Raw genomic sequence first — 20,395 nt, forward strand, 5'->3', positions numbered from 1 at the left:
AAACGCTTAGGGTTTAAAACGCCTATGCAGGCGTTCTATAATATTAATTAGCGTTGCACTTGGTGTGTTAATCTAAGATGTTAACCAATTGATAAATAGCATTTTATCTATTAGCTATTAAACAGATAATATTTATAAGAATGACGAGTCAGGCTGCGTCAAAAACTCTATTTCTTCGCCACTTGAAACCCGTCCTAAAATGTCATTACGATGCGGATAACGACCAAATCGATCGATAATGACTTTATGTTTCATCTCAGCCTCTATGGTTTGCGCATTGGTATATTGCTCAAACAGGGTGACTGCTCGTTGATGAATCAGTTTTGACTCACTGTGCATATACGGCATAAGTATAAACTTACGCGCCTCTACAGTTTCAAGTATTTCTAATGCGCCAGCAGTAACCGCTTCTTGAGCGAGCGCCAATGCCATACTATCTTGAGCAAAGGCCGCTGGCGTATCACGATAAATATTTCGCGAGAACTGGTCTAATACAATAATTTCAGCCAACCTACCCTCAACACTACATCGCCATTCATATAACTCTGACGCCGCTGCTTGCTCGAGCAATTCACTGTATCGCTCGATTAATAACTTATCAAAATCTACGTCTTTCTCAAAAAACTGTTGGCTACCGACCTCTTTAAAACAAAAACCTAATATCACTTTATACATCGTTTTCTCAAACTCACTATTTAAAGGTATGATTTACAGGCTAAATTTAAAATTATTGTCTAAAAATATCGCATATTCGCTTATGGTTTCATATCCACTAATGAATATTCAGCCATCATGGCTTATACTTTTCATTATCCATAAATAAAAATAGGAAATATCATGGCTCGTTTACAAGACAAAGTTATCATTATCACAGGCGCGGCTCAAGGCATGGGCGAAACTCATGCGCGTTTGTGTCTGGAAGAAGGTGCTAAAGTCGTCTTGACCGATATTAATTCTGATAAAGGCAACGCATTGGCTAAGGAACTTGGCGATAATGCCCTCTTTATCAAGCATGATGTCACCAATGAAGACGATTGGGCACAAGTCGTTAAAGCAACCCAAGAAAAATTTGGTCAAATCGATGTCTTAGTTAATAATGCAGGTATCACTACGCACAAATCTATCTTAGATACCTCGGTAGCAGACTACCGCAAGATCCTAGAGATTAACCAAGTGTCGGTCTTTTTAGGCATGAAAGCGGTTATTCCAACGATGAAAGCAGCCAAGCAAGGCTCTATCATTAATATCTCATCGATTAACGGTTTGGTCGGTGGCGCTATCGGTTATACCGATTCTAAATTTGCGGTACGCGGTATGACCAAAGCCGCAGCATTGGAGTGCGCCCCTCATGGCATTCGCGTGAACTCCATTCATCCAGGCGTCATCGCCACACCAATGATTATGCAAGGCGATACCAAAGATGCAGTTGAAGCTTTTGCCAAAACCATTCCGATGAGACGTGTGGCGCAGCCCGAAGAAGTCAGCGGCATGGTGCTATTCTTAGCGTCAGATGACTCTAGTTATTCAACCGGCTCAGAATTTATCGTTGATGGTGGGTTGACTGCGCAGTAAGACTTTTTACGCTAAACCATGTAAATTTGATAAAAGCTGGGCATATTGCTCAGCTTTTATTTTGAGATTTTTTCAGAAAAATATTAAGCCTTCGAACACGAAGCCTTTAATAACTTTTACTTGATTCTTGATAACATCTCAGCTGCTGCATTTAACCTCTTCAAAGCCCACTCAAAATCAATTCTTCAATCCCTGCTCTTTCATGCGTTTTAAACGGATAGCGATCTGCCATGATTATCCATTGGTTCAAGCTTTTAGCTGTTTTTTTAGATGTTGTATTTCTGCTTAGGCTATTTTGATTATCATCTAATTTTATTAACAAAATATCGATATCCATGGTGACTTGCTTTATGGATGTCTGAGCTTCTGTTAGACGCTGTCTGTCGCACTCACTTTCAAAATTTTTAAAGGTCTGCTGCAACTGTTGTAACGGTATCGGCGACGTTAGTGAAATATAGACACATTGATTGGTATAGTCAGGTTTTGGGTGTTCCAGCGTCGCCGTAAAGTCAGGGTTTTGAAATGCCGTAGATAGCTGTATTTCGCCCAAAACGGCTAATTTTTTTCGGACACACGGTAAGTGTTTTTCAGCTTGATAATTGCTACCCAATGCCAATAGCACTGCCGTCACCGACTGTGTTTGCAGCAGTTCAGGCGCATACGTTTGTAAGCCATCAAGATTTAAATGAGTCAGTGCTTTATGCATTATCAGATTGGCTATTGTCGTTTGCCGCTGACTCAGTTGCTGATGCTTTAGCATAACGGGTGATTTGTACCCCAACGGCATCCGCTTGCTTGATTGCCGTCGGCTTGGCAATGCTTAACGTCACTTTATGACTCGCATATTTTTCCAGCAGCTTATCAGCGATTTGCCCGGCTAGGTGTTCAAGCAACTGTGCCTTAATCGCTTTGCACCATTCGCTCACATCATCACAGACCGCTTTGTAATTGAGCGCATCATGGACATCGTCTGAAACAGCAGCTTTACTAATATCTGTTTCAAGCGTTATATCAATTAGGAGCGGCTGCGTAATAGCGCGCTCCCACGCGTAAACACCAATGACTGCTTCTACTGTTAAGCCTTTGACAAATACCACATCAGATTCGGTATGAAACATGCGCTCATCCTTATTTATTAATTTTTGACTGAGCTTTTTAATTTAAGTCTTTCGCCCAAAATTTTATTTACTTTGTTTTTTTATTTACTTTGCTGCAATGCTTCTTCGCGCAAGCGCTCGGCTTTTAATGCTTTACTAGGGCGATGACGCCACAAGTCAATGCTGAATAATAACAGCCCGAGCCAAATCAAACCAAAGACGGCTAAACGGTTTAAGTCAAAAGGTTCTTTATAATAAAACACCGCCAAGAAGAAAATAAAGGTCGGCGTCAGATAATTCATAAAACTTAAAATACTATAAGCGACTAGCTTAGTCGATCTATTAAATAGTAATAGCGGTATCAGCGTAATGGGACCTGCTATCATAAGCAACCAAATATTTGGGGTAAACCAAAAACTCAGCTGGCTACTGACCACATCCGCTTGCCAAAACCACCAAATAAAGATGGGTACCAACATGGTAGTTTCAACAAACATTGCATCGACTGCGGTCAATGGCGTTTGGCGCTGAATCGTACCGTAAGTACTAAAGCTAAAGGCAAGAATGAGCGATAGCCATGGCAGACTACCGAGCATCACGACTTGAATGACCACAGACAATAGCGCAAAACCAATCGCGACCCATTGTAAAGGTCGCAGGCGCTCTTTGAATAAAATCATCGATAACGCCACGCCAACGAGCGGGCCAATAAAATACCCCAAGCTCGCCTCAAGTATCTGATCGTGATTGACCGCCCATACATAGGTGAGCCAATTGGTGGCGATAATAATACCTGACAAAAAGGTCAAGGCTATCCATTTTGGATTTTGTTTTAAGGTATTTATCCACTGCCAACGTTTGGTCACGACCACAACGATGAGCAAACAAGCAAACGTCCAAACAATGCGATGACCGATGATTTCTGTCGCGTTATAAGCGGCCAATTGTTTAAAATATAAAGGAAATGCACCCCATATACAAAAAGCGATCAGCGCAGTGACGATACCACTTCTCGTAGTTTTGATTGGAACGACTGGTTTTTTGACGACATTTTGAGTAGTCATAAGGCAGGACAACTTAAATTAGAGCAAAGCGCGACCTCACCTAATGTTTATCAATAATGAAAACTTAGCGGTAAGAGCGCAGGGTCACTACATATAGGGTAGAAAGTAAAAAGCAATGCGTTAATACTATTAAAGTATCAACACATTGCTGACGATAACCACGTTGAAAATAACTTTTATATCAAGGTCAAGAAAGGCTAAAAAGCAGCCTTGCTGGCTTCATTAAATCCAGAAGTCAACATCTCAAAAGCCAATAATACTGCTTATCAAACTATTAGGGTTTTTAGCATTAGGCTACACCATTATTCACTTGAATAGACATACCGATTTGATTGGCAAGTTCAGCAAACCCTGGAAAACTGGTATTGACGGTCTCAACGCCTTCAATGGTAATCTGCTTGGATGCGCGTAAGCTGGCAACCGCAAAGCTCATGGCAATACGATGATCATGATGTGAGGTAATTTGACCGCCACCGAAGACTGGCTGGCTGTTATTAACCTCATTAACATCAACATTACTGCCCTTGCCTTCAATACCTTTACCTTCAATAATTAGACCATCTTCAGTCACGGTGCAATCGATACCAAGCGTTTGTAGACCGTCTGCCATCACGGCAATGCGATCTGATTCTTTAACGCGCAACTCTTTTGCACCCGTTAATACTGTACGACCTTGGGCACAGCTAGCAGCAATGAATAAGACTGGAAACTCATCAATCGCTAAAGGCACTAAGTATTCTGGAATCTCAATACCTTTTAGTTTTGAGCTGCGAATCGTAATATCAGCAACTGGCTCGCCGCCCACATGTGTCTCATTGCTTAGGCTAATATCTGCATTCATTAATTTAAGAATATCAATGACGCCAGTACGCGTAGGGTTGATACCTACTTGGGTCAAGGTCAGCTCACTGTTTTGACTGATGGCCGCTGCCACCATAAAAAACGCTGCAGATGAGATATCAGCAGGAACTGCGATATCGCCACCTGTTAGTGTGCCGCCGCCAGTGACACTGATGCGATTGCCTTCTACGGTTACCGGATAACCAAAGGCCGATAGCATACGCTCAGTATGGTCACGGCTGATCTCAGGCTGTGTGACCGTTGTCGTACCCTTGGCCCATATACCTGCTAGTAGCAAGCAAGACTTTACCTGAGCTGAAGCAACTGGCATGTCATACTCAGTGCCTTGTAATGGCTTGCCAACTGTATCACGACCAGTGATGCTGAGCGGCGCAGTACCACTATGACCAGTGCTTTGGATAACGGCACCCATAGACCGTAACGGTGCCGCCACGCGCTCCATCGGGCGTTTATTCAAGCTAGTATCACCTGTCAGTACGCTATCAAATGATTGTGCTGCCAAAATACCAGATAGCAGGCGCATACTGGTACCAGAGTTACCCATATACAGTGGTGTTTTGCTAGGTTTTAAACCATTCATACCAACACCATGAATGATCAATTTACCGTTATCAGGCCCTTCAATGGTCACGCCCATATCACGAAAAGCTTGCAAGGTGGCAAGCGCATCTTCCCCTTCCAAAAACCCAGTCACATTTGTCACGCCTGTGGCAAGACTGCCGAGCATAATGCTGCGATGCGAGATAGATTTGTCACCAGGAATCGCGATGGTGCCAGAAACAGTATTGCTAGGGGTAATATTATAAGAAGCTGACATAGCAGAAGTATCCGTATAAGGGGTGCTGGCTAACATATGGCCAAAATGTCGCCGTGCGGCTTGCGCGCGGCCCAAAAGTCCCATCAGGGCGGTTGAATCTTTATCAATAATAAGCTGACGCATGGTCTGTAAATAAACGCCATACTCGTCAAGAGCGCTTACGATGGCGCTTTGATTGGCAAAAAATATATCGTGCCACATTTTAGGGTCGCTGGCGGCAATGCGGCTAAAGTCGCGAAAACCGCCCGCGGCATAACGAAACATATCTAAATTGTCATCATGGCTTGCCAGCTGCTCGACCAGATTAAACGCCAGCAAATGCGGCAAATGACTGGTATGCGCCAAGATAGAATCATGGTGGTCAGCGGACATCGCCATCACTGAAGCGCCCACTGCTTCCCATAACTGCCGCAATCTAGCAATAGCGGCAGAATCCGTCGTTGGCAGCTCACATATAATCACGCTATGATTGACAAATAATGTGGCACGCCGCGCATGATACCCTGAATCTTCGGCACCAGCAATCGGATGCGCAGGTACCAATCCTGTCGGCAAAGCCCCAAATACTTCTTTGGCAGCTTCAATGATATTGACCTTGGTACTACAGACATCGGTAATGATGCAATCGGACACAAGCTGACCATTATCCATAGCGGATTTAATATCGACAAACACGGCTTTCACCGCTTGTACTGGTACGGCGATGACAATTAAGTCACTGCCTGATACCACGTCACTTAAGATAGCACTACCCGCATCTAGCAAACCATGCTGAATGGCTTCGTCGATGCTTGGCGCATGTCGATCTACCGCCACCAAGCGCGCGCTTAAACCATGGTCTTTGATGGCTTGGGCAAGACTTGCGCCAATCAGCCCTAGACCGATGACACAAACCTGCTTAAATAACGGCGGCTGGGTATTGATAGCGGACTGCCTATTATTATTTTGATCATTTTGAATGTTTTGCTGGCAACTCACGGCGTTTCTCTTTGAACAAACGAACGTCTTGTTAGGTGATATAAACTGACATTCATTTTATAAAGTTTAATGGCGTATTAAATATAGTCAGTAAAAAATAATATTCATAGATAACGCACTACTAATATCAATTTTTTTTGCATGCTGTGCCTGCACAGACAGAAGCTACAAAACATTAATATCAGCAATACTGTCACAATTCCAGGATATTTTGACTATAGTGTGTGTCTTCAATCTAAACGAAAGCGCCTAAAAACAGCTAAATCTTAATAAACGCCTTGTAAGATGATTTAATCATCAGTCAGTATAGAGCGTAGTGTATCAATCAGGCGCATATTGTCTTCTGCAACGCCTACCGTGATACGCAACCAAGTAGGCAAGCCATAGCCTACCAATGGCCGCACGATGACCCCTTGCTCAAGTAATGCTTGATTGATCGATAGCGCATTTTCATCGTCCATTTCTACCATGATAAAATTGGCATGCGACTTAACAAAACCCAACCCTAAAGCATCAAACTGCTTTTCTAACCAGCGCATTTGCTCTTCGTTGGTCAAGCGTACTTTTTCAATGAAATCTTGATCACCAAGTGCTGCTGCTGCGGCCGCCAGTCCAACACGACTGACATTAAATGGCTGACGGATACGGTTTAATAAATCCGCAACTGCTACCGAGCTTAGTGCATAGCCAACTCGCAGACCTGCTAATCCATACGCTTTGGAGAAGGTGCGAACGATGACCACATTATCAAAATCCTCGATTAGCGCTCTGTTATTACTCTCAGGACTGTACTCAATATAGGCTTCATCCAATACCACCAATACTGAGCTTGGCACACCTGCGACGAACTGACGCAGCGCTTTATGCTCAAGCTGTGTTCCGGTTGGGTTATTAGGATTGGCAATAAAGACAATTTTGGTATTAGGATTGTCCTGAACCGCTTGGCTCATGGCGTTGAGATCATGACCAAAACGCTGCGCGGGCACTTCTACGCCCGTCGCGCCTTGCATTTTTGCTAGCATCGAATAAACCACAAAGGCATACTGGCTATAGACGATCGCGTCATCCGTACCCACAAAACTACGCGCCAAGATATCGAGCAAATCGTTAGAGCCATTGCCCAAGGTGATCTGATCTATATTCACATCATTAAAATCAGCCAATGCTTGCTTTAGGTAGTAACCATTACCATCAGGATAACGCGCCAGCTGACTAAGCTGCTCTGTCACTGCCAACGTCACTTGCGGTGAGCAGCCCATTGGATTCTCATTGCTAGCAAGCTTCACCACATCTGAGACGCCATATTCGCGCGTCAACTCTTCCACCGGCTTGCCTGTTTGATACGGAGCAAGCTCTAAGATACTGTCATAGGCAGGTATGAGCGGTGATAAATTTGACTCAGTCGATTGAGGTGTCTGCATGGTTTATCCTTAGAAGTGATGACGCATCTACGATTTATTGATACTAATGAGTAATTTAACGAGTCTTTCGACCACAAACCAGCGCTGTAGAATTGCTTCAATTTAAAGTAGTTGATTCGATTTAAAAGAGCAACAAGGACAGATAGTTATAGTCGGTTCAATGCAAAAGTGGTACAAGGCAACCAAGCGTACAGCTATATTTAATACTTCAAGCAAGGTTAACGCTGTCACACTTTTATAGTGAATTGACTATAGCACGGCTTTTGGGTATGAACCCAACACACGTAAATCCTTCACTAACGGGCGAATATCATTGATGGCCGCACTGACATTTGGATCGTTGATATGACCGTCCATATCAATAAAGAAGACATAGGCCCATTTATTAGGACGTTCAGGACGCGTCTCAATACTGGTCATCGACACGCCATGATAAGACAAGGGCTTTAAGATTTCGATAAGCGCGCCCGCTTTGTCATGAGCTGAGACGACGATAGAGGTTTTATCCTGTCCTGATGGCGCAATCGCTTCGTGACCGATGATAAGGAAGCGTGTGGTGTTGCTTGGATTGTCTTCAATATTTGAGTAAAGCTTATGCAAGTCATACTCTGCGGCTGCGACATCCCCTGCAATTGCTGCTGAATGCCATTCATTTTTGAGTCGACGTGCGGCTTCACCGTTGCTCGATACAGCGACACGCTCCACATTGGGATAATTGACATCGAGCCAATGACGGCACTGAGCAAGCGACTGCTGATGCGAATAAATACGGCTGAGACCATCAAGCTTGGTGTGCTCAGCGACCAAGAAGTTTTGATGAATGGGCAGCTCAACTTCCCCTATTATTTTTAAGGTAGAAGACAAAAAGCCATCCAAAGTATGATTGACCACACCCTCTGATGAGTTTTCAACCGGCACAACGCCATACATTGCCGTCCCCGCTTCGACTTCACGGAATACATCAGTGATAGTCGTCATTGGTACGGTATCAGCCGCTTTACCAAAATGCTTGAGGGCGGCGGCATGAGTAAAGGTGCCAACTGGACCCAAAAAGGCAATACGTTGCGGCGCTTCTAGATCTAAGCACACCGACATAATTTCACGAAACAAACGGGCCATTTTTTCATCAGCGATTGGACCAGTATTACGTGCCATCACGGCTTTTAGTACTTGGGCTTCACGTTCTGGGCGATAAAAAATAGGATTGCTTTTTTCAGCCGCAGGACTTTTTGCTATGTGCTCTTTTTTGACCGTCGCCACTTGCTGAGCCAGTTTGGCACGGTTGTTGATCAGCGTTTGAATGTCGCAGTCTACGCTATCAATACTGTGGCGCAGCTGATCTAAAAACTCTTTTTCGCTTGAGTTATCGCTTGCGCTGCTTTTATTTAGGTTGTCCATTTTTTGCTCTGGTGACTGCTCACTCATTACCGCCCATCCTTTTTCTAATATTATTACTGAGTTTTATAACTGTTAATAATCACTGTTTTTATGTTTGCATATAATTATATTTATTGATAACTGAGTCCAACCATATTGATAGTCCCTGTTTGCTAAACCAGTTTATCAACATAGGCTGCTTTGCCCGCTTTATTCTAACGCTGCTCGCCGATACGGCTCATGGATTACTCTGTTAATACAACAGAAGATGTGCTGGCCGGCTCTACTATAACAAAAACTACGCGCAGTGCCCATTCGTAAATGCGTGTAAAGCATCGAACCGTCATAAATATTAGCACAGTTATCCAATTTGGCAGCCATGTACGGGGAACTATAATTGATTAAATTTAAAAGTAGTACAAGGCAACCGAGTGTAGAGGTATATTTAATACTTCAAACGGGGTTAACGCAGTAATACTTTTATAGTGGAATGACTATATGGCAGAACAGTGGCTCAAAACTATGTTACAGTTCAAAACTAATGGTAACTAGCACCACGAACAAAAGCATAAACACCTTTTAAATACATTTAATCTTTAGAACATAACCAATCTTTTAACACGTACACCCTTTTTAAAACCTAGATACTGTTTAAAACTTAATAATTTTAAAACACCACCCTGTTAATTAATTCATACAAGGATACCTGATGAGCGCATTACAACAGCTTCGCACCATGACCACCATTGTCGCTGATACTGGCGACCTTAGCGCTATTGCTCGCTTAAAACCTGTCGATGCGACCACCAACCCCAGCCTCATTACCAAAGCCCTTATTCATCCTGATAACCAGTCTATGCTCTCAGAGACGATGAGTCGCTATCAAGGTAACGTAGACGACGTCATTGATGCGCTCACTATCAAGATTGGCTGTAATATTTTAGAGCTAATCGAAGGGCGTGTCTCAACTGAGGTCGATGCGCGTTTGTCATATGACACCCAAGCGACGATCGATAAAGCCCTAGCATTTATGGAGGCCTATCAGCTAGCAGGGGTCGACTCAGAACGTGTCCTCATCAAGATGGCGGCGACGTGGCAGGGCATTGAGGCCGCGCGTTATCTAGAAACACAGGGTATTCACTGCAATCTGACGTTATTATTCGGACAGCATCAAGCGATTGCCTGTGCTGACGCTGGCGTGACCCTCATATCACCCTTTGTTGGTCGTATTTTAGATTGGCAAAAACGCCAACAAAACCGTCAGAACGTGCCTGTCTCTGATGATATGGGTGTGCAATCGGTCAAGCTTATTTACCAATATTTCAAGCAACATGGCTACAACACGCAAGTAATGGGCGCAAGCTTTCGCTCTACTGAGCAAATATTGGCATTGGCAGGCTGTGATCTGTTGACCATTGCTCCCGATCTCATTGATGAGTTGGCAGCGATGGATATAGAAGTCCCTCGTCAGCTTTCACCAAGCATGTCGATGGCGTTAGATGATATGACTCGAGTAAGTTTGACGCAGGAAGAGTTCAGTCAAGCCTATCAAAAGGATACCGTTACCCAAGACTTGCTACCCAAGGGTATCGATGGCTTTATCGGTGCGCGTGATGAGCTTGCTCAGGCATTGGCTGCGATGCGCAGTTAGTCGTTACGATAACGCGCAGTTAAACACCGGCAAATAAAAGAGATTTGCCTGCTAATAGTAAGTTAGCTATTATAACCTACTTCAAATAACAAGAAGTAAGGCTTGATTATGAGACGGCTATCAGTGGTATTAGCAGGTAGTGCGCTAGCGATTAGTGCACATGCAGTAAACTGGATAGAGATATCTGAGACTGATTCTGGTTCGACTTTCAGCCTAGATTCCGACTCTATTGAAAGCTCTGATATCAATATCATAGATGAGCATCATGTCGAAAACATTTTGGCATCCATTCGTAGAACCTATCCGCCGCAGCTACAACAGACGGATAAAAAAGATAAAAAGAGCAAAAAAGAAAGCGCTATAGACCATAGCGATCAGCAATTATTGATATCTTGTAAAGATGCCAGTTACTATCGACGAGCCTACGTGAATTATGGCGCTGATAATAAAGTCATAAAATCTTGGCAATCAGACAAACCCATATTGACCACCAAGGATTTTAAAATTACAACGCCAAAAACGATCGGGCGCAAAATAGTAGAGCAAACTTGCGAACGTTATCAACAAGACAAATAAAAAGTATCGATAGCAAAAAAGCGCGCTGACCTTATATCAGCGCGCTTTTTCTTTATGGTCAATTTAAAAATTGACGTTATGCTTTTAGCACCGTATAAACAGGCACGGGGAACTCACCATGCAAGTCAACCAAGTCTAGCAGTACTAAAGCCCCGACCACAGTATGATCCGCTGATTGGCACAGCTCATAAGCGGTGGTCAACGTACCGCCCGTTGCCAAAATATCATCGACCAACAGTACTCGCTCAGGAGGCAGGTTATTTTGCATTTCAAGCGTGTCTTTACCGTATTCTAGCGCATAGGCCTTGTTGGCAACAGGCGGCGGCAACTTACCGGGCTTACGCAACAAAATCATCCCTTTACCCAAGCGACCTGCCAGCAAGCTGGCAAACACAAAGCCACGTGCCTCTACTGCACCCAAACAGTCCACTTCATCCATCAGCCCATCTGGCAATACCGCAAGCAGCGCATCAATCACCGCATTAATGTGACTGCGCAGTAACGGGGTAATATCATAAAAATCAATGCCGACTTTCGGGAAGTTTGGTACTGTGCGAATAACCTGCCAAAACAGATGGTCGGTATTGAGCGTATGAGACGGCTCAGTTTCAGTATTAGTAGATGTAGCGGCGGCGTTGACGCTCATAATAACCCTTATTTCATATGGCTTAGATGGTAATAAGTGACGGTGATAAATGACAGACATCACCGTGAAATTAGTAGCGATTACTATAACATAATTTGGTGTAATATAGCGGTCAAACGAGCAATGATAGACTCGTTTAAATCAACGAAATGCTCATATCAGACTTGATAAAAGCGCGGTTATCTCAATATACAAGTGTAAACTTAACTATTAAAACACCGGTTATATGCTAAACTACGGGCGTTTTTACCGTCCAAATATGAGCGTCAATGCTCAGTAGACGCGCTAAAGACACCCTGTAACACTGGTAATGATCGATAGGACTATTTATGAAACGTTATGAATGTATCGTCTGTGGCTGGATATACGATGAAGCACTTGGCTGTCCTGAAGAAGGGATTGCGCCTGGCACTAAGTGGGAAGACATCCCTGAAGACTGGATTTGCCCCGAGTGCGGTGTTGGCAAGCTTGATTTTGAGATGCTTGAGATTTAGTAGACGACTCTCTAATTAGGACACTTCATGACAAAATCCAATGATATCAATAACGCGCCATTGCCTAAGAGCACTGGAGAGGATGGGCTATACCCTACTCCTGACTGGCAACGATTTGGCAAACACCAATGGCGCGAATCAAACCTGAGCGAACACCTCCATCAAGCGATGATAGATATAGGTGATGGCATCGAGTTGTGTGTTGAGGCAGGCGGCAATCCCAATCATCCACCACTGTTGATGATTATGGGTCTTGGCTCGCAAATGATATTTTGGCCGAACAATTTTATCAAGCGCCTTATTGATGCCGGATTCTTTGTGATTCGCTTTGACAATCGGGATATTGGCTTGTCTTCTAAGGTGCAGATCGATGGTCTACCGCGTATCAGCCAACTAAAAATGATGATGCGTTTGCAAACCGGATTGTCTAATAAAAGTACGCAGGTTGCTTATAATTTAACCGATATGGCCGAAGATACAGCGCGTTTGATTAAAGCATTGCAGCTGGGTAAGACACACCTACTTGGTGCTTCTATGGGCGGTATGATTGCCCAAATTGTGGCGGCACGCTATCCAAGCCTAGTACAACGCATGGCCTTGATGTTTACCACCACCAATCGGGCATTCTTAAAGCCGCCGAAGCCTAAGCAGTTGTATACGCTTATCAATCGTCCTGAGAGTCATTCTGAGCGCGATATCGTGCGCCATAGTGTCTGGTTTATGAAGACAGTCGGCACCCCAGGACATGTCAACGTGCGCATGGTGCGTGAAATTGCTAAGTTACGTTATCAGCGCAACTTTCATCCGCTTGGCACTGTACAGCAGCTCAATGCTATCTTAGCATCAGGCTCTATTAGCCGGTTTAGTAAGCAAGTCAAAGCACCGACGATTGTGCTGCATGGTAGTGCAGATGGGCTGTTGCCTCCTTCGCAAGGACGCGTAGTCGCTAAGACTATTCCGAATGCTAAGTTTCATTTAATCGAAGGCATGGCACACGATATTCCAGAGTACTACCAACCTTATATGGTCGATTTAATCAGCAAGCACCTATTAGACCAGTAGTTTTATTTTTTGCCCATAAAAAAGAGCGTAAACCCTACTATTGATTCGTAGGTTTTACGCTCTTTTTTATGCTGGCTATTTTACGTCGATCTTTTCATTTAAACACGCCCTAATTTAAACACGCCCTAATCGCAACCGACACCCGTCCCTTCTTTATCAATACACATCTTATTGCCATTTTTTAGGTTACCAATCCACGCTTTGCCACTGGTAAAGGTAAAGGCGGGTCTGCCTTGGTAACTGTCACCACTCGATACACCGCTATTAGCAAAGCGAAAAGGAATCACCAGCTCACCGCCCAGATTGACAAAACCCCAATTATCATCGATACGCACGCCAGCCAAGCCTTCTGAAAAAGGGCGAGCATCATCAAATGAATAAGTAATCATCGTCACATTGTTTTCATCGACGAAACCCCATCGACCATCTTGCTGACGTGGTTGTAACGTCGTAAAACGATTGGGCACTGCTTGCCTAGATTGCGCTGGCGCTGTAGCAGAGCTATTATTAGCAGTTTGCTTCGAGGACAAAGGCTCATTATTACTGTTACTACCATTTGGATTGCTAGTGGCTTTGCCATTTTTATCCAACCAACTGGTCGCTTGATTTTTACGTACTTGCGTCACACCGCCACGATAATCGTCAATATCACTGATTGACGCAGAAAACGACACGACGGTCTTATTCGCCGTATCGATAACCCCATAATTGCCATCTTTTTTGACCACGATACGTCCATCAGATACTGGGCGCGCCCAACCCTGACTTTCCTTTAGCATATCGTAGGTCGCAGGTATTACTTCACGGCCCTGCATATTAAGGTAGCCGACGTGACTATTGCGCAGCACGGGTAGCAAGCCACCAGCTATCTTATCTGCATCGACTTTTTGATAGCGTGATAAATCAACGACTTTTTTGCCTTTACTATTTAGCAACGCTACTGGTGCACCGAAGTCCTTTGTTGCTAGAAAATAACCGTTACTCGCGGTACAAGAGACATTTTTATAATAGCTTTTGGGAATTTTACAGCTGGCGGCGTGTGCAGTCGGTATTACGCATAGCACACTGACTAACAAACTAATGGCAGCACCATAGTGTGTCATTGCTAGCGGCGAGCCAATTATCAAAGAGAATGGCCCTTTTGATTGAGTACGTCGATGCATAAATAAACCTAAGCTAAAAGTAGTAGGAACTATATTGAGTGTTTTAAAAGAGCGATAAAAGATAGATTAGCAAATCATGGGCTTTGCGCCAATGCTATTCCTGTAAGGATGCGACTCGATGATATAAGCACTATTACATACAGTCATCATAAGAATAAATTATGTTTCAACCATTTCATTTTGGCTGTAAAACATCGACAATGTCGGTATCTGAATTATATCGTGCATACCCTAAACTTTCAGCAGATCGTTACCCATTTGCACGTGACCAAACTAAGGACAATCTATGGCTATTGCCGCTTCACGCTCTGCACCTATTGGCTTGGTCATTGGTTGCGTTATATTCGGTCTAGGCAGTCTAATCGTCGCGCACGTTGATATCGGCGGTTGGGCCATGTCGTTTTGGCGACTCGCCATCTCAGGAGTGGTCTTTGCTATTTTAGCTAGAGTCATGGGGCAACGATTGCCACGTTCGAGACGCGCTATTTTTTATGGTCTATTATCAGGCGCATTTTTAGGGTTAGATTTGGCGCTTTGGCATGAGAGCATCTATGCCGTGGGGCCTGGTATTTCAACCTTACTTAATAGTTTGCAGATTTTCTTTTTGGCAGCGATTGGCTTTTTATATTTTAATGAACGACAATCTATTTTGCAGCTCATCAGCTTGTTTTTGGCGATGCTTGGCGTGGCGATGATAGGCAGCCCAGAGTTTGCGCAAAATACAGCAGCTAAGTGGGGGTTTGTGACGGGCATTGTCTCAGGGGCGATGTTGGCTGCCTCAATGACTTTCATTCGTAAGACGCACGATACCGAGCCCACCCCGATATTTATGCTCATGCAGCTCATTAGTATCGGTGGTGTGCTGGCGATGGTTGTTCCGATGTTTGTGTTTGATATGGGCAATATCCTGCCCAACACTTGGTCTGAAGTTGGCTGGGTGCTTATTTATGGCACCGTCATGCAGTGCTTAGCTTGGGGTCTGATTGCCTACTCTATTCCCAAGCTGTCTTTGGCATTGACGGGACTACTGCTGCTAACGGAACCAATTGCCGCCTTGGTGATTGACTATAGCTGGCTGGACAAGCCCATAAATACACTACAATGGAGCGGCGCGCTGTTGACAATGCTTGCTATTTACTTGGGTTCATTAAAGCCCAAGCCGCGCGCACTACGTCGTTATCGATTTTTCGCACGGTTTTATAAGCGCGACTATAAATAATTGCATGTGCACTTTTTTTGTACTTTTTTATAATTTTTTACAGTTAGCGCGTGTTAAACATTCAATCTTTTTGACGATTAAACAACGCATTGAGGACGATAGCCGCTAAGGTAGCTGTACCAATACCACCCAAATCAAAGCCGCCTAAATGCAAGCTAAAGTTACCTGTACCCATGATGACAGTGACAGCGGCGATAATGAGATTGCTGTTTTTGCTAAAGTCGATATGGTTGTCTATCCAAATTTTTGCACCAGCAATGGCAATCAAGCCAAACACAACCATAGAGGCACCGCCTAATAATGCCGGAGGAATGGTCTGAATAATCGCACCGAATTTTGGTGATAATCCAAGTAAGATAGCAACAAGTCCAGCGATGACAAAAATCGTGGTGCTATACACCTTAGTCACCGCCATGACACCGATGTTTTCTGCATAAGTAGTGACGCCCGTACCACCGAAGCCTGCAGAAAATGTGGTTGCTAAGCCATCAGCAAAGAATGCCCGACCCATATAAGGCGTCACGCGCGCCTTGGTCATGCCTTCCACCGCTTTGAAATGCCCCAAGTTTTCGGCAACTAAAATAAAAGCCACTGGCACTATTAAAATAATAGCACTCATCTCAAAACGTGGTGAATGAATACTTGGTAGACCCAACCATGAAGCAGCCGACACCCCACTAAAATCAATGGGAGTACCAAAGCCCATCATATTGGTCATCACAAAATAAACGACATATGACAGTATCAAACCAACCAATAATAGCAGTCGGCGTAACATACCACGCGTAAACACGGCCACCCCACTAATAAGTAGGACAGTTAAGGTAGCCATCCAAGCGTCAAACTGATTGGCAGATATCCCTTGGATAGTAACCGGAGCCAGATTAAGACCAATAATCATGACAATGGCACCAGTAACGATAGGTGGCATCAGACGCTCAATCCAGCCTGTACCAGTCTTCATGACTAGTAGTCCAATCAAAGCATAAATGATACCGCAGGCCATAATACCGCCTAAAGCAACATTTAAGTTAGTATTGAAACCTGCGCCTGCATAAGCAGTGACAGCGATGACAGGACCGATGAAGGCAAAGCTTGAACCTAGGTAGCTAGGCATGCGCCCACCTGTGATGACAAAGAACATCACCGTACAAATCCCAGACATCAAAATGGCTAAGTTGGGATCGAACCCCATTAACAAAGGCGCAAGCACCGTTGAACCAAACATCGCAAAAGTATGCTGCACACCCAGCAATACACTTTTTGACGGTGGCAGATACTCATTGATACCGACTGGATCACGATCTAAATCGCCACCATACGGTCGCCATGTCGGAAACCAACGACCATTTTCAAAATCTGGGTTTTTTGGATAGCTCGTAGCTGTTGAATGAATACCAGCCGCTTCTAAAGCATTGTGAGCGGGTAATGCTTCAGCACTGTTGTCTGATTGAGAGGAATGATCGGTGGGAGATGTCATACACGCTTGTCCTATGTGGGCGGAGCCAATAATAGGCTAAAATAACTGGATGAATAAAGAACTGAGCTAAATTGAAACCGTCATAAATACAGCTATGTGGCTAAAAATACCGATAAAAGCGAGACTTTATGCATAGTCCATAACTTTATGCCATAGTCCACATGAAGAATCCCTATAATATGTCACCCAATTCATTCTTTTATTTTTTAATGTAGCAAACCAAAAGTGTTATTTGGTATGATAGCCATGTTTTGCTAGATGTCTAAGGACGGATATGTTTTACTTAATCTGTTGTCTCGGCGATTTTTGCCTGACGGATTTCACAGCGATAACCAACTTACAGGATGTTACATAAACGTTGGCTCCAAGCATCATAACGGAGTTTAATAGCAAATAAAAGTTATTATTCATTCGTCACATGTACTCCCATGTATACCTACTTTCATAGACAGCACCCCAAACTAAACACTTATCGGTGTTCGATAGTTGAGGCTGTTTATTATATTTTCATGCCAGTGCTAAAGCCAATCGATAACTCATGCTGACGCACATAAAATTTCGGTAACTTATTATGATTAGTGTTTTTGATTTATTTAAAATAGGCATTGGCCCTTCAAGCTCACATACCGTCGGCCCAATGGTGGCTGCCAACTTATTTTTAGACTCTCTTGTTAAGCAAACAGAGCTGACGGCTATAAACCGTATTGAAATTGAGCTTTATGGCTCCTTGGCAGCGACGGGCAAAGGTCATGCAACAGATACCGCCATCTTATTAGGACTGCTCGGACATACGCCCAGCACTATCGATACACGACTGACCAGCAACTACTTGGCACCGATATTTTCGGAAAAAAAATTGAATGTATCGGGTACTCATGTGATTGCTTTTGACACGGAGCGTGACATTTATTGGTACGATGATACTGTCCTGCCCTATCATCCTAATGCCTTGACACTTCGCGCACTATTAACAGATGGCAGTCGTTATCAGCAAACCTATTATTCAGTGGGTGGTGGCTTTGTCATTAATGAAGAAAATGCGACCGATCCAAATGAGGATCATGCCAGTCCCACCATTGATAGCGTTCCTTACCCTTTCAATAATGCTGCAGAGCTATTAGAACAATGTCATAAAAATGGGTTAAGCATCAGTGAGTTAGTGCTGACCAACGAATGTCATTATCGTGAGCAGACAGAAGTCTTTGCCTATTTAGATAGCATTTGGGACGTCATGCAGGACTGTGTCAAGCAAGGCTGTGAAAATAGTGGCATCCTGCCTGGTGGTTTAGATGTCAAACGCCGCGCACAAGATCTGCATTCTCAATTATGTGCTGAGAAGAACCAACCTATTACAAAAAATGATAAATTGGCAGCGATGGATTGGGTTGACCTCTATGCGCTCGCCGTTAACGAAGAAAACGCCAATGGCGGTAAAGTGGTTACCGCTCCGACCAATGGTGCCGCTGGTATCATTCCAGCAGTCCTACACTATTATCGTGACTTTTTACCAAACTACAGCCAAAGCGGCGTCTATCAGTTTTTGTTAAATGCCACTGCTATTGGCAGCCTCATCAAACAAAATGCTTCTATCTCTGGCGCTGAGGTAGGCTGTCAAGGTGAAGTGGGCTCGGCGTGTTCGATGGCAGCGTCTGCATTGGCTGAAATTATGGGCGGTGACCCTGCCAAATGCTTAAACGCCGCTGAGATTGGTATCGAGCATAATTTAGGTCTCACTTGCGATCCTATTGGCGGCTTGGTGCAGGTTCCTTGTATTGAACGTAACGCCATGGGTGCGGTAAAAGCGATTAATGCCGCACGTCTCGCCTGTCGAGGTAATGGTCAGCACTTTGTCTCACTGGATAAAGCGATTGAAACCATGAAACAAACCGGCGCTGATATGTCTGATAAGTATAAGGAAACAGCCCGTGGCGGCCTTGCAGTCTATGCTGACAATCGTATTCCTACTGCGACGCGCGGCGTCAGTGTGAACTATAGTCAGTGCTAACTTAGACTCTAACTTCTATCTTTTTCATAAAGAATCCTCTAAACTTTTTCATAAAAAAAGCCTCTAATCATTTAGAGGCTTTTTTTATTCTAAAGGCTATTTAAACGTAAAACGCTTGACCTTGCGGTTATTCATACTGCTATTTTATTACTCAGCAGTTTTTGAAACCACTTCATTTAGAATCCAAATAGGCTTAACGACGTTAGAAGCTTCATCTGTGACCGCTTCCTGACGTACATCTAAGACATATCGATAATTAGGCTCATAAGTAAAACCTTGGATATTACCGTTTAGAGTGGTGTAGTTTTTCTGATACGTTTGGCGATACTGTAAGCACTCTGATTCAACTTTGGTGCCAGTAGCGGTGGTCAGATCACAAACTGCTTTACGCGGCGCAATCTCTACTTCAAAACTTGGAATGTTAACAACTTTAACGTTCATAGCTTGGCCTTCAACGACCATCGAACGCTCATTATCCATACCCATCGTAGAGCAACCTGACAATGCAAAAGTAGTTATCAATGCGGCGAGTGCTAATTTTTTCATTATTCAATCCTCAGTTAATTAATATTCATTATCGCCCGTTTGAACTCGTTTTAATCATTTATAGACGTTCAAAACGTAGTAGGCATTTAGGGCCATACTGGCAAAATCGATTGAGACAGCCAAATAACGCTAGTAATCGCTCAGCAGTATGGTCTATTGTTTACTGGAGCTAGTATATGTCGCAAACCGACTCATCCTCTATAACTGGTTTGTAAAGTAACGTCAGCTTTTGCAACTCATGTTAGTTAAACGTACTAAAAAACAGTCTAAGCCGATATTTATTTGACAACTTAGATTAACACACCAAGTGCAACGCTAATTAATATTATAGAACGCCTGCATAGGCGTTTTAAACCCTAAGCGTTT

Annotated in this window: 18 protein-coding genes; 7 read left to right on the forward strand and 11 right to left on the reverse strand. The window is 43.8% G+C overall.

Annotation, left to right across the window (positions count from 1 at the left end; genetic code table 11):
- Positions 1-132: 132 nt before the first annotated feature.
- Complete coding sequence (locus AAEY80_RS13195; RefSeq protein ID WP_025652746.1) at positions 133-675, reverse strand: DUF924 family protein; 543 nt, start codon at positions 673-675, stop codon at positions 133-135.
- Positions 676-837: 162 nt separating this feature from the next.
- Here AAEY80_RS13195 and AAEY80_RS13200 point away from each other — a divergent pair, with 162 nt between their 5' ends.
- Complete coding sequence (locus AAEY80_RS13200; protein WP_025652744.1) at positions 838-1,572, forward strand: glucose 1-dehydrogenase; 735 nt, start codon at positions 838-840, stop codon at positions 1,570-1,572.
- Between the two features lie 160 nt (positions 1,573-1,732).
- On the opposite strand, the gene AAEY80_RS13205 is transcribed toward AAEY80_RS13200, so the two are convergent.
- From AAEY80_RS13205 to pheA, 6 genes are all read right to left on the reverse strand, one after another.
- Entirely contained in the window at positions 1,733-2,278 is a 546-nt protein-coding gene (locus AAEY80_RS13205; protein ID WP_037025865.1) for a 2-amino-4-hydroxy-6-hydroxymethyldihydropteridine diphosphokinase, read from the reverse strand.
- Positions 2,271-2,690 carry a dihydroneopterin aldolase gene (gene folB, locus AAEY80_RS13210; RefSeq protein WP_025652742.1) on the reverse strand — a complete coding sequence of 140 codons (420 nt, stop codon included), beginning with the start codon at positions 2,688-2,690 and terminating at the stop codon, positions 2,271-2,273. Before folB ends, AAEY80_RS13205 begins: the two co-directional genes overlap by 8 nt.
- Before the next feature lie 80 nt (positions 2,691-2,770).
- Positions 2,771-3,733, reverse strand: coding sequence for an EamA family transporter RarD (rarD, locus tag AAEY80_RS13215; protein ID WP_173239647.1), 963 nt, complete (start codon positions 3,731-3,733; stop codon positions 2,771-2,773).
- A 289-nt stretch (positions 3,734-4,022) separates the two neighbouring features.
- Positions 4,023-6,335, reverse strand: coding sequence for a bifunctional prephenate dehydrogenase/3-phosphoshikimate 1-carboxyvinyltransferase (locus AAEY80_RS13220; protein ID WP_350588436.1), 2,313 nt, complete (start codon positions 6,333-6,335; stop codon positions 4,023-4,025).
- 344 nt (positions 6,336-6,679) lie between these two features.
- Complete coding sequence (gene hisC / locus AAEY80_RS13225; protein WP_025652739.1) at positions 6,680-7,810, reverse strand: histidinol-phosphate transaminase; 1,131 nt, start codon at positions 7,808-7,810, stop codon at positions 6,680-6,682.
- Positions 7,811-8,059: 249 nt separating this feature from the next.
- Entirely contained in the window at positions 8,060-9,235 is a 1,176-nt protein-coding gene (gene pheA / locus AAEY80_RS13230) for a prephenate dehydratase (protein WP_173239646.1), read from the reverse strand.
- 661 nt (positions 9,236-9,896) lie between these two features.
- On the opposite strand from pheA, the gene AAEY80_RS13235 reads away from it, so the two are divergent.
- Together AAEY80_RS13235 and AAEY80_RS13240 are read left to right on the forward strand one after the other, a co-directional pair.
- The gene (locus AAEY80_RS13235; RefSeq protein WP_201576603.1) at positions 9,897-10,838 is read left to right on the forward strand and encodes a transaldolase; all 942 of its coding nucleotides are present in this window, start codon (positions 9,897-9,899) and stop codon (positions 10,836-10,838) included.
- Between the two features lie 108 nt (positions 10,839-10,946).
- On the forward strand, positions 10,947-11,414 hold the full coding sequence (locus tag AAEY80_RS13240) for a hypothetical protein (RefSeq protein WP_025652736.1): 468 nt from the start codon (positions 10,947-10,949) through the stop codon (positions 11,412-11,414).
- Between the two features lie 76 nt (positions 11,415-11,490).
- Here AAEY80_RS13240 and AAEY80_RS13245 read toward each other — a convergent pair whose 3' ends face one another.
- Positions 11,491-12,060: an adenine phosphoribosyltransferase gene (locus AAEY80_RS13245; RefSeq protein WP_201567728.1), complete on the reverse strand. Its 570-nt coding sequence runs from the start codon at positions 12,058-12,060 to the stop codon at positions 11,491-11,493.
- 329 nt (positions 12,061-12,389) lie between these two features.
- Here AAEY80_RS13245 and AAEY80_RS13250 point away from each other — a divergent pair, with 329 nt between their 5' ends.
- Entirely contained in the window at positions 12,390-12,554 is a 165-nt protein-coding gene (locus AAEY80_RS13250; RefSeq protein ID WP_010201990.1) for a rubredoxin, read from the forward strand.
- A 27-nt stretch (positions 12,555-12,581) separates the two neighbouring features.
- A complete protein-coding gene (locus AAEY80_RS13255) occupies positions 12,582-13,616 on the forward strand; it encodes an alpha/beta fold hydrolase (RefSeq protein ID WP_173239644.1) in 1,035 nt (344 codons plus the stop codon).
- A gap of 125 nt (positions 13,617-13,741) precedes the next feature.
- Here AAEY80_RS13255 and AAEY80_RS13260 read toward each other — a convergent pair whose 3' ends face one another.
- Positions 13,742-14,779 (reverse strand): WG repeat-containing protein, encoded by a 1,038-nt coding sequence (locus AAEY80_RS13260; RefSeq protein WP_350588430.1) that lies wholly within the window; start codon positions 14,777-14,779, stop codon positions 13,742-13,744.
- Positions 14,780-15,065: 286 nt separating this feature from the next.
- On the opposite strand from AAEY80_RS13260, the gene AAEY80_RS13265 reads away from it, so the two are divergent.
- Positions 15,066-15,998, forward strand: coding sequence for a DMT family transporter (locus AAEY80_RS13265; protein WP_350588431.1), 933 nt, complete (start codon positions 15,066-15,068; stop codon positions 15,996-15,998).
- Positions 15,999-16,059: 61 nt separating this feature from the next.
- On the opposite strand, the gene AAEY80_RS13270 is transcribed toward AAEY80_RS13265, so the two are convergent.
- Positions 16,060-17,478 carry a solute carrier family 23 protein gene (locus tag AAEY80_RS13270; RefSeq protein WP_350588432.1) on the reverse strand — a complete coding sequence of 473 codons (1,419 nt, stop codon included), beginning with the start codon at positions 17,476-17,478 and terminating at the stop codon, positions 16,060-16,062.
- 571 nt (positions 17,479-18,049) lie between these two features.
- Here AAEY80_RS13270 and AAEY80_RS13275 point away from each other — a divergent pair.
- Positions 18,050-19,483, forward strand: coding sequence for an L-serine ammonia-lyase (locus tag AAEY80_RS13275; protein ID WP_350588433.1), 1,434 nt, complete (start codon positions 18,050-18,052; stop codon positions 19,481-19,483).
- Positions 19,484-19,630: 147 nt separating this feature from the next.
- On the opposite strand, the gene AAEY80_RS13280 is transcribed toward AAEY80_RS13275, so the two are convergent.
- A complete protein-coding gene (locus tag AAEY80_RS13280; protein WP_350588435.1) occupies positions 19,631-20,029 on the reverse strand; it encodes a DUF4377 domain-containing protein in 399 nt (132 codons plus the stop codon).
- Positions 20,030-20,395: the final 366 nt, after the last annotated feature.

This window comes from Psychrobacter sp. 78a-MNA-CIBAN-0178, assembly GCF_040309625.1.
In the GTDB taxonomy this organism is placed as follows: Bacteria; Pseudomonadota; Gammaproteobacteria; order Pseudomonadales; family Moraxellaceae; genus Psychrobacter; species Psychrobacter okhotskensis.

Bases quoted from the DNA above. Each gene is read 5' to 3' on its own strand.
- AAEY80_RS13265 (WP_350588431.1), top strand. From the start codon at position 15,066: ATGGCTATTGCCGCTTCACGCTCTGCACCTATTGGCTTGGTCATTGGT.
- AAEY80_RS13205 (WP_037025865.1), bottom strand. From the start codon at position 2,278: ATGCATAAAGCACTGACTCATTTAAATCTTGATGGCTTACAAACGTAT.
- AAEY80_RS13250 (WP_010201990.1), top strand. From the start codon at position 12,390: ATGAAACGTTATGAATGTATCGTCTGTGGCTGGATATACGATGAAGCA.
- AAEY80_RS13195 (WP_025652746.1), bottom strand. From the start codon at position 675: ATGTATAAAGTGATATTAGGTTTTTGTTTTAAAGAGGTCGGTAGCCAA.
- AAEY80_RS13255 (WP_173239644.1), top strand. From the start codon at position 12,582: ATGACAAAATCCAATGATATCAATAACGCGCCATTGCCTAAGAGCACT.
- AAEY80_RS13275 (WP_350588433.1), top strand. From the start codon at position 18,050: ATGATTAGTGTTTTTGATTTATTTAAAATAGGCATTGGCCCTTCAAGC.
- folB (WP_025652742.1), bottom strand. From the start codon at position 2,690: ATGTTTCATACCGAATCTGATGTGGTATTTGTCAAAGGCTTAACAGTA.
- AAEY80_RS13240 (WP_025652736.1), top strand. From the start codon at position 10,947: ATGAGACGGCTATCAGTGGTATTAGCAGGTAGTGCGCTAGCGATTAGT.
- AAEY80_RS13235 (WP_201576603.1), top strand. From the start codon at position 9,897: ATGAGCGCATTACAACAGCTTCGCACCATGACCACCATTGTCGCTGAT.
- AAEY80_RS13270 (WP_350588432.1), bottom strand. From the start codon at position 17,478: ATGACATCTCCCACCGATCATTCCTCTCAATCAGACAACAGTGCTGAA.
- hisC (WP_025652739.1), bottom strand. From the start codon at position 7,810: ATGCAGACACCTCAATCGACTGAGTCAAATTTATCACCGCTCATACCT.
- pheA (WP_173239646.1), bottom strand. From the start codon at position 9,235: ATGAGTGAGCAGTCACCAGAGCAAAAAATGGACAACCTAAATAAAAGC.
- AAEY80_RS13245 (WP_201567728.1), bottom strand. From the start codon at position 12,060: ATGAGCGTCAACGCCGCCGCTACATCTACTAATACTGAAACTGAGCCG.
- rarD (WP_173239647.1), bottom strand. From the start codon at position 3,733: ATGACTACTCAAAATGTCGTCAAAAAACCAGTCGTTCCAATCAAAACT.
- AAEY80_RS13280 (WP_350588435.1), bottom strand. From the start codon at position 20,029: ATGAAAAAATTAGCACTCGCCGCATTGATAACTACTTTTGCATTGTCA.
- AAEY80_RS13260 (WP_350588430.1), bottom strand. From the start codon at position 14,779: ATGCATCGACGTACTCAATCAAAAGGGCCATTCTCTTTGATAATTGGC.
- AAEY80_RS13200 (WP_025652744.1), top strand. From the start codon at position 838: ATGGCTCGTTTACAAGACAAAGTTATCATTATCACAGGCGCGGCTCAA.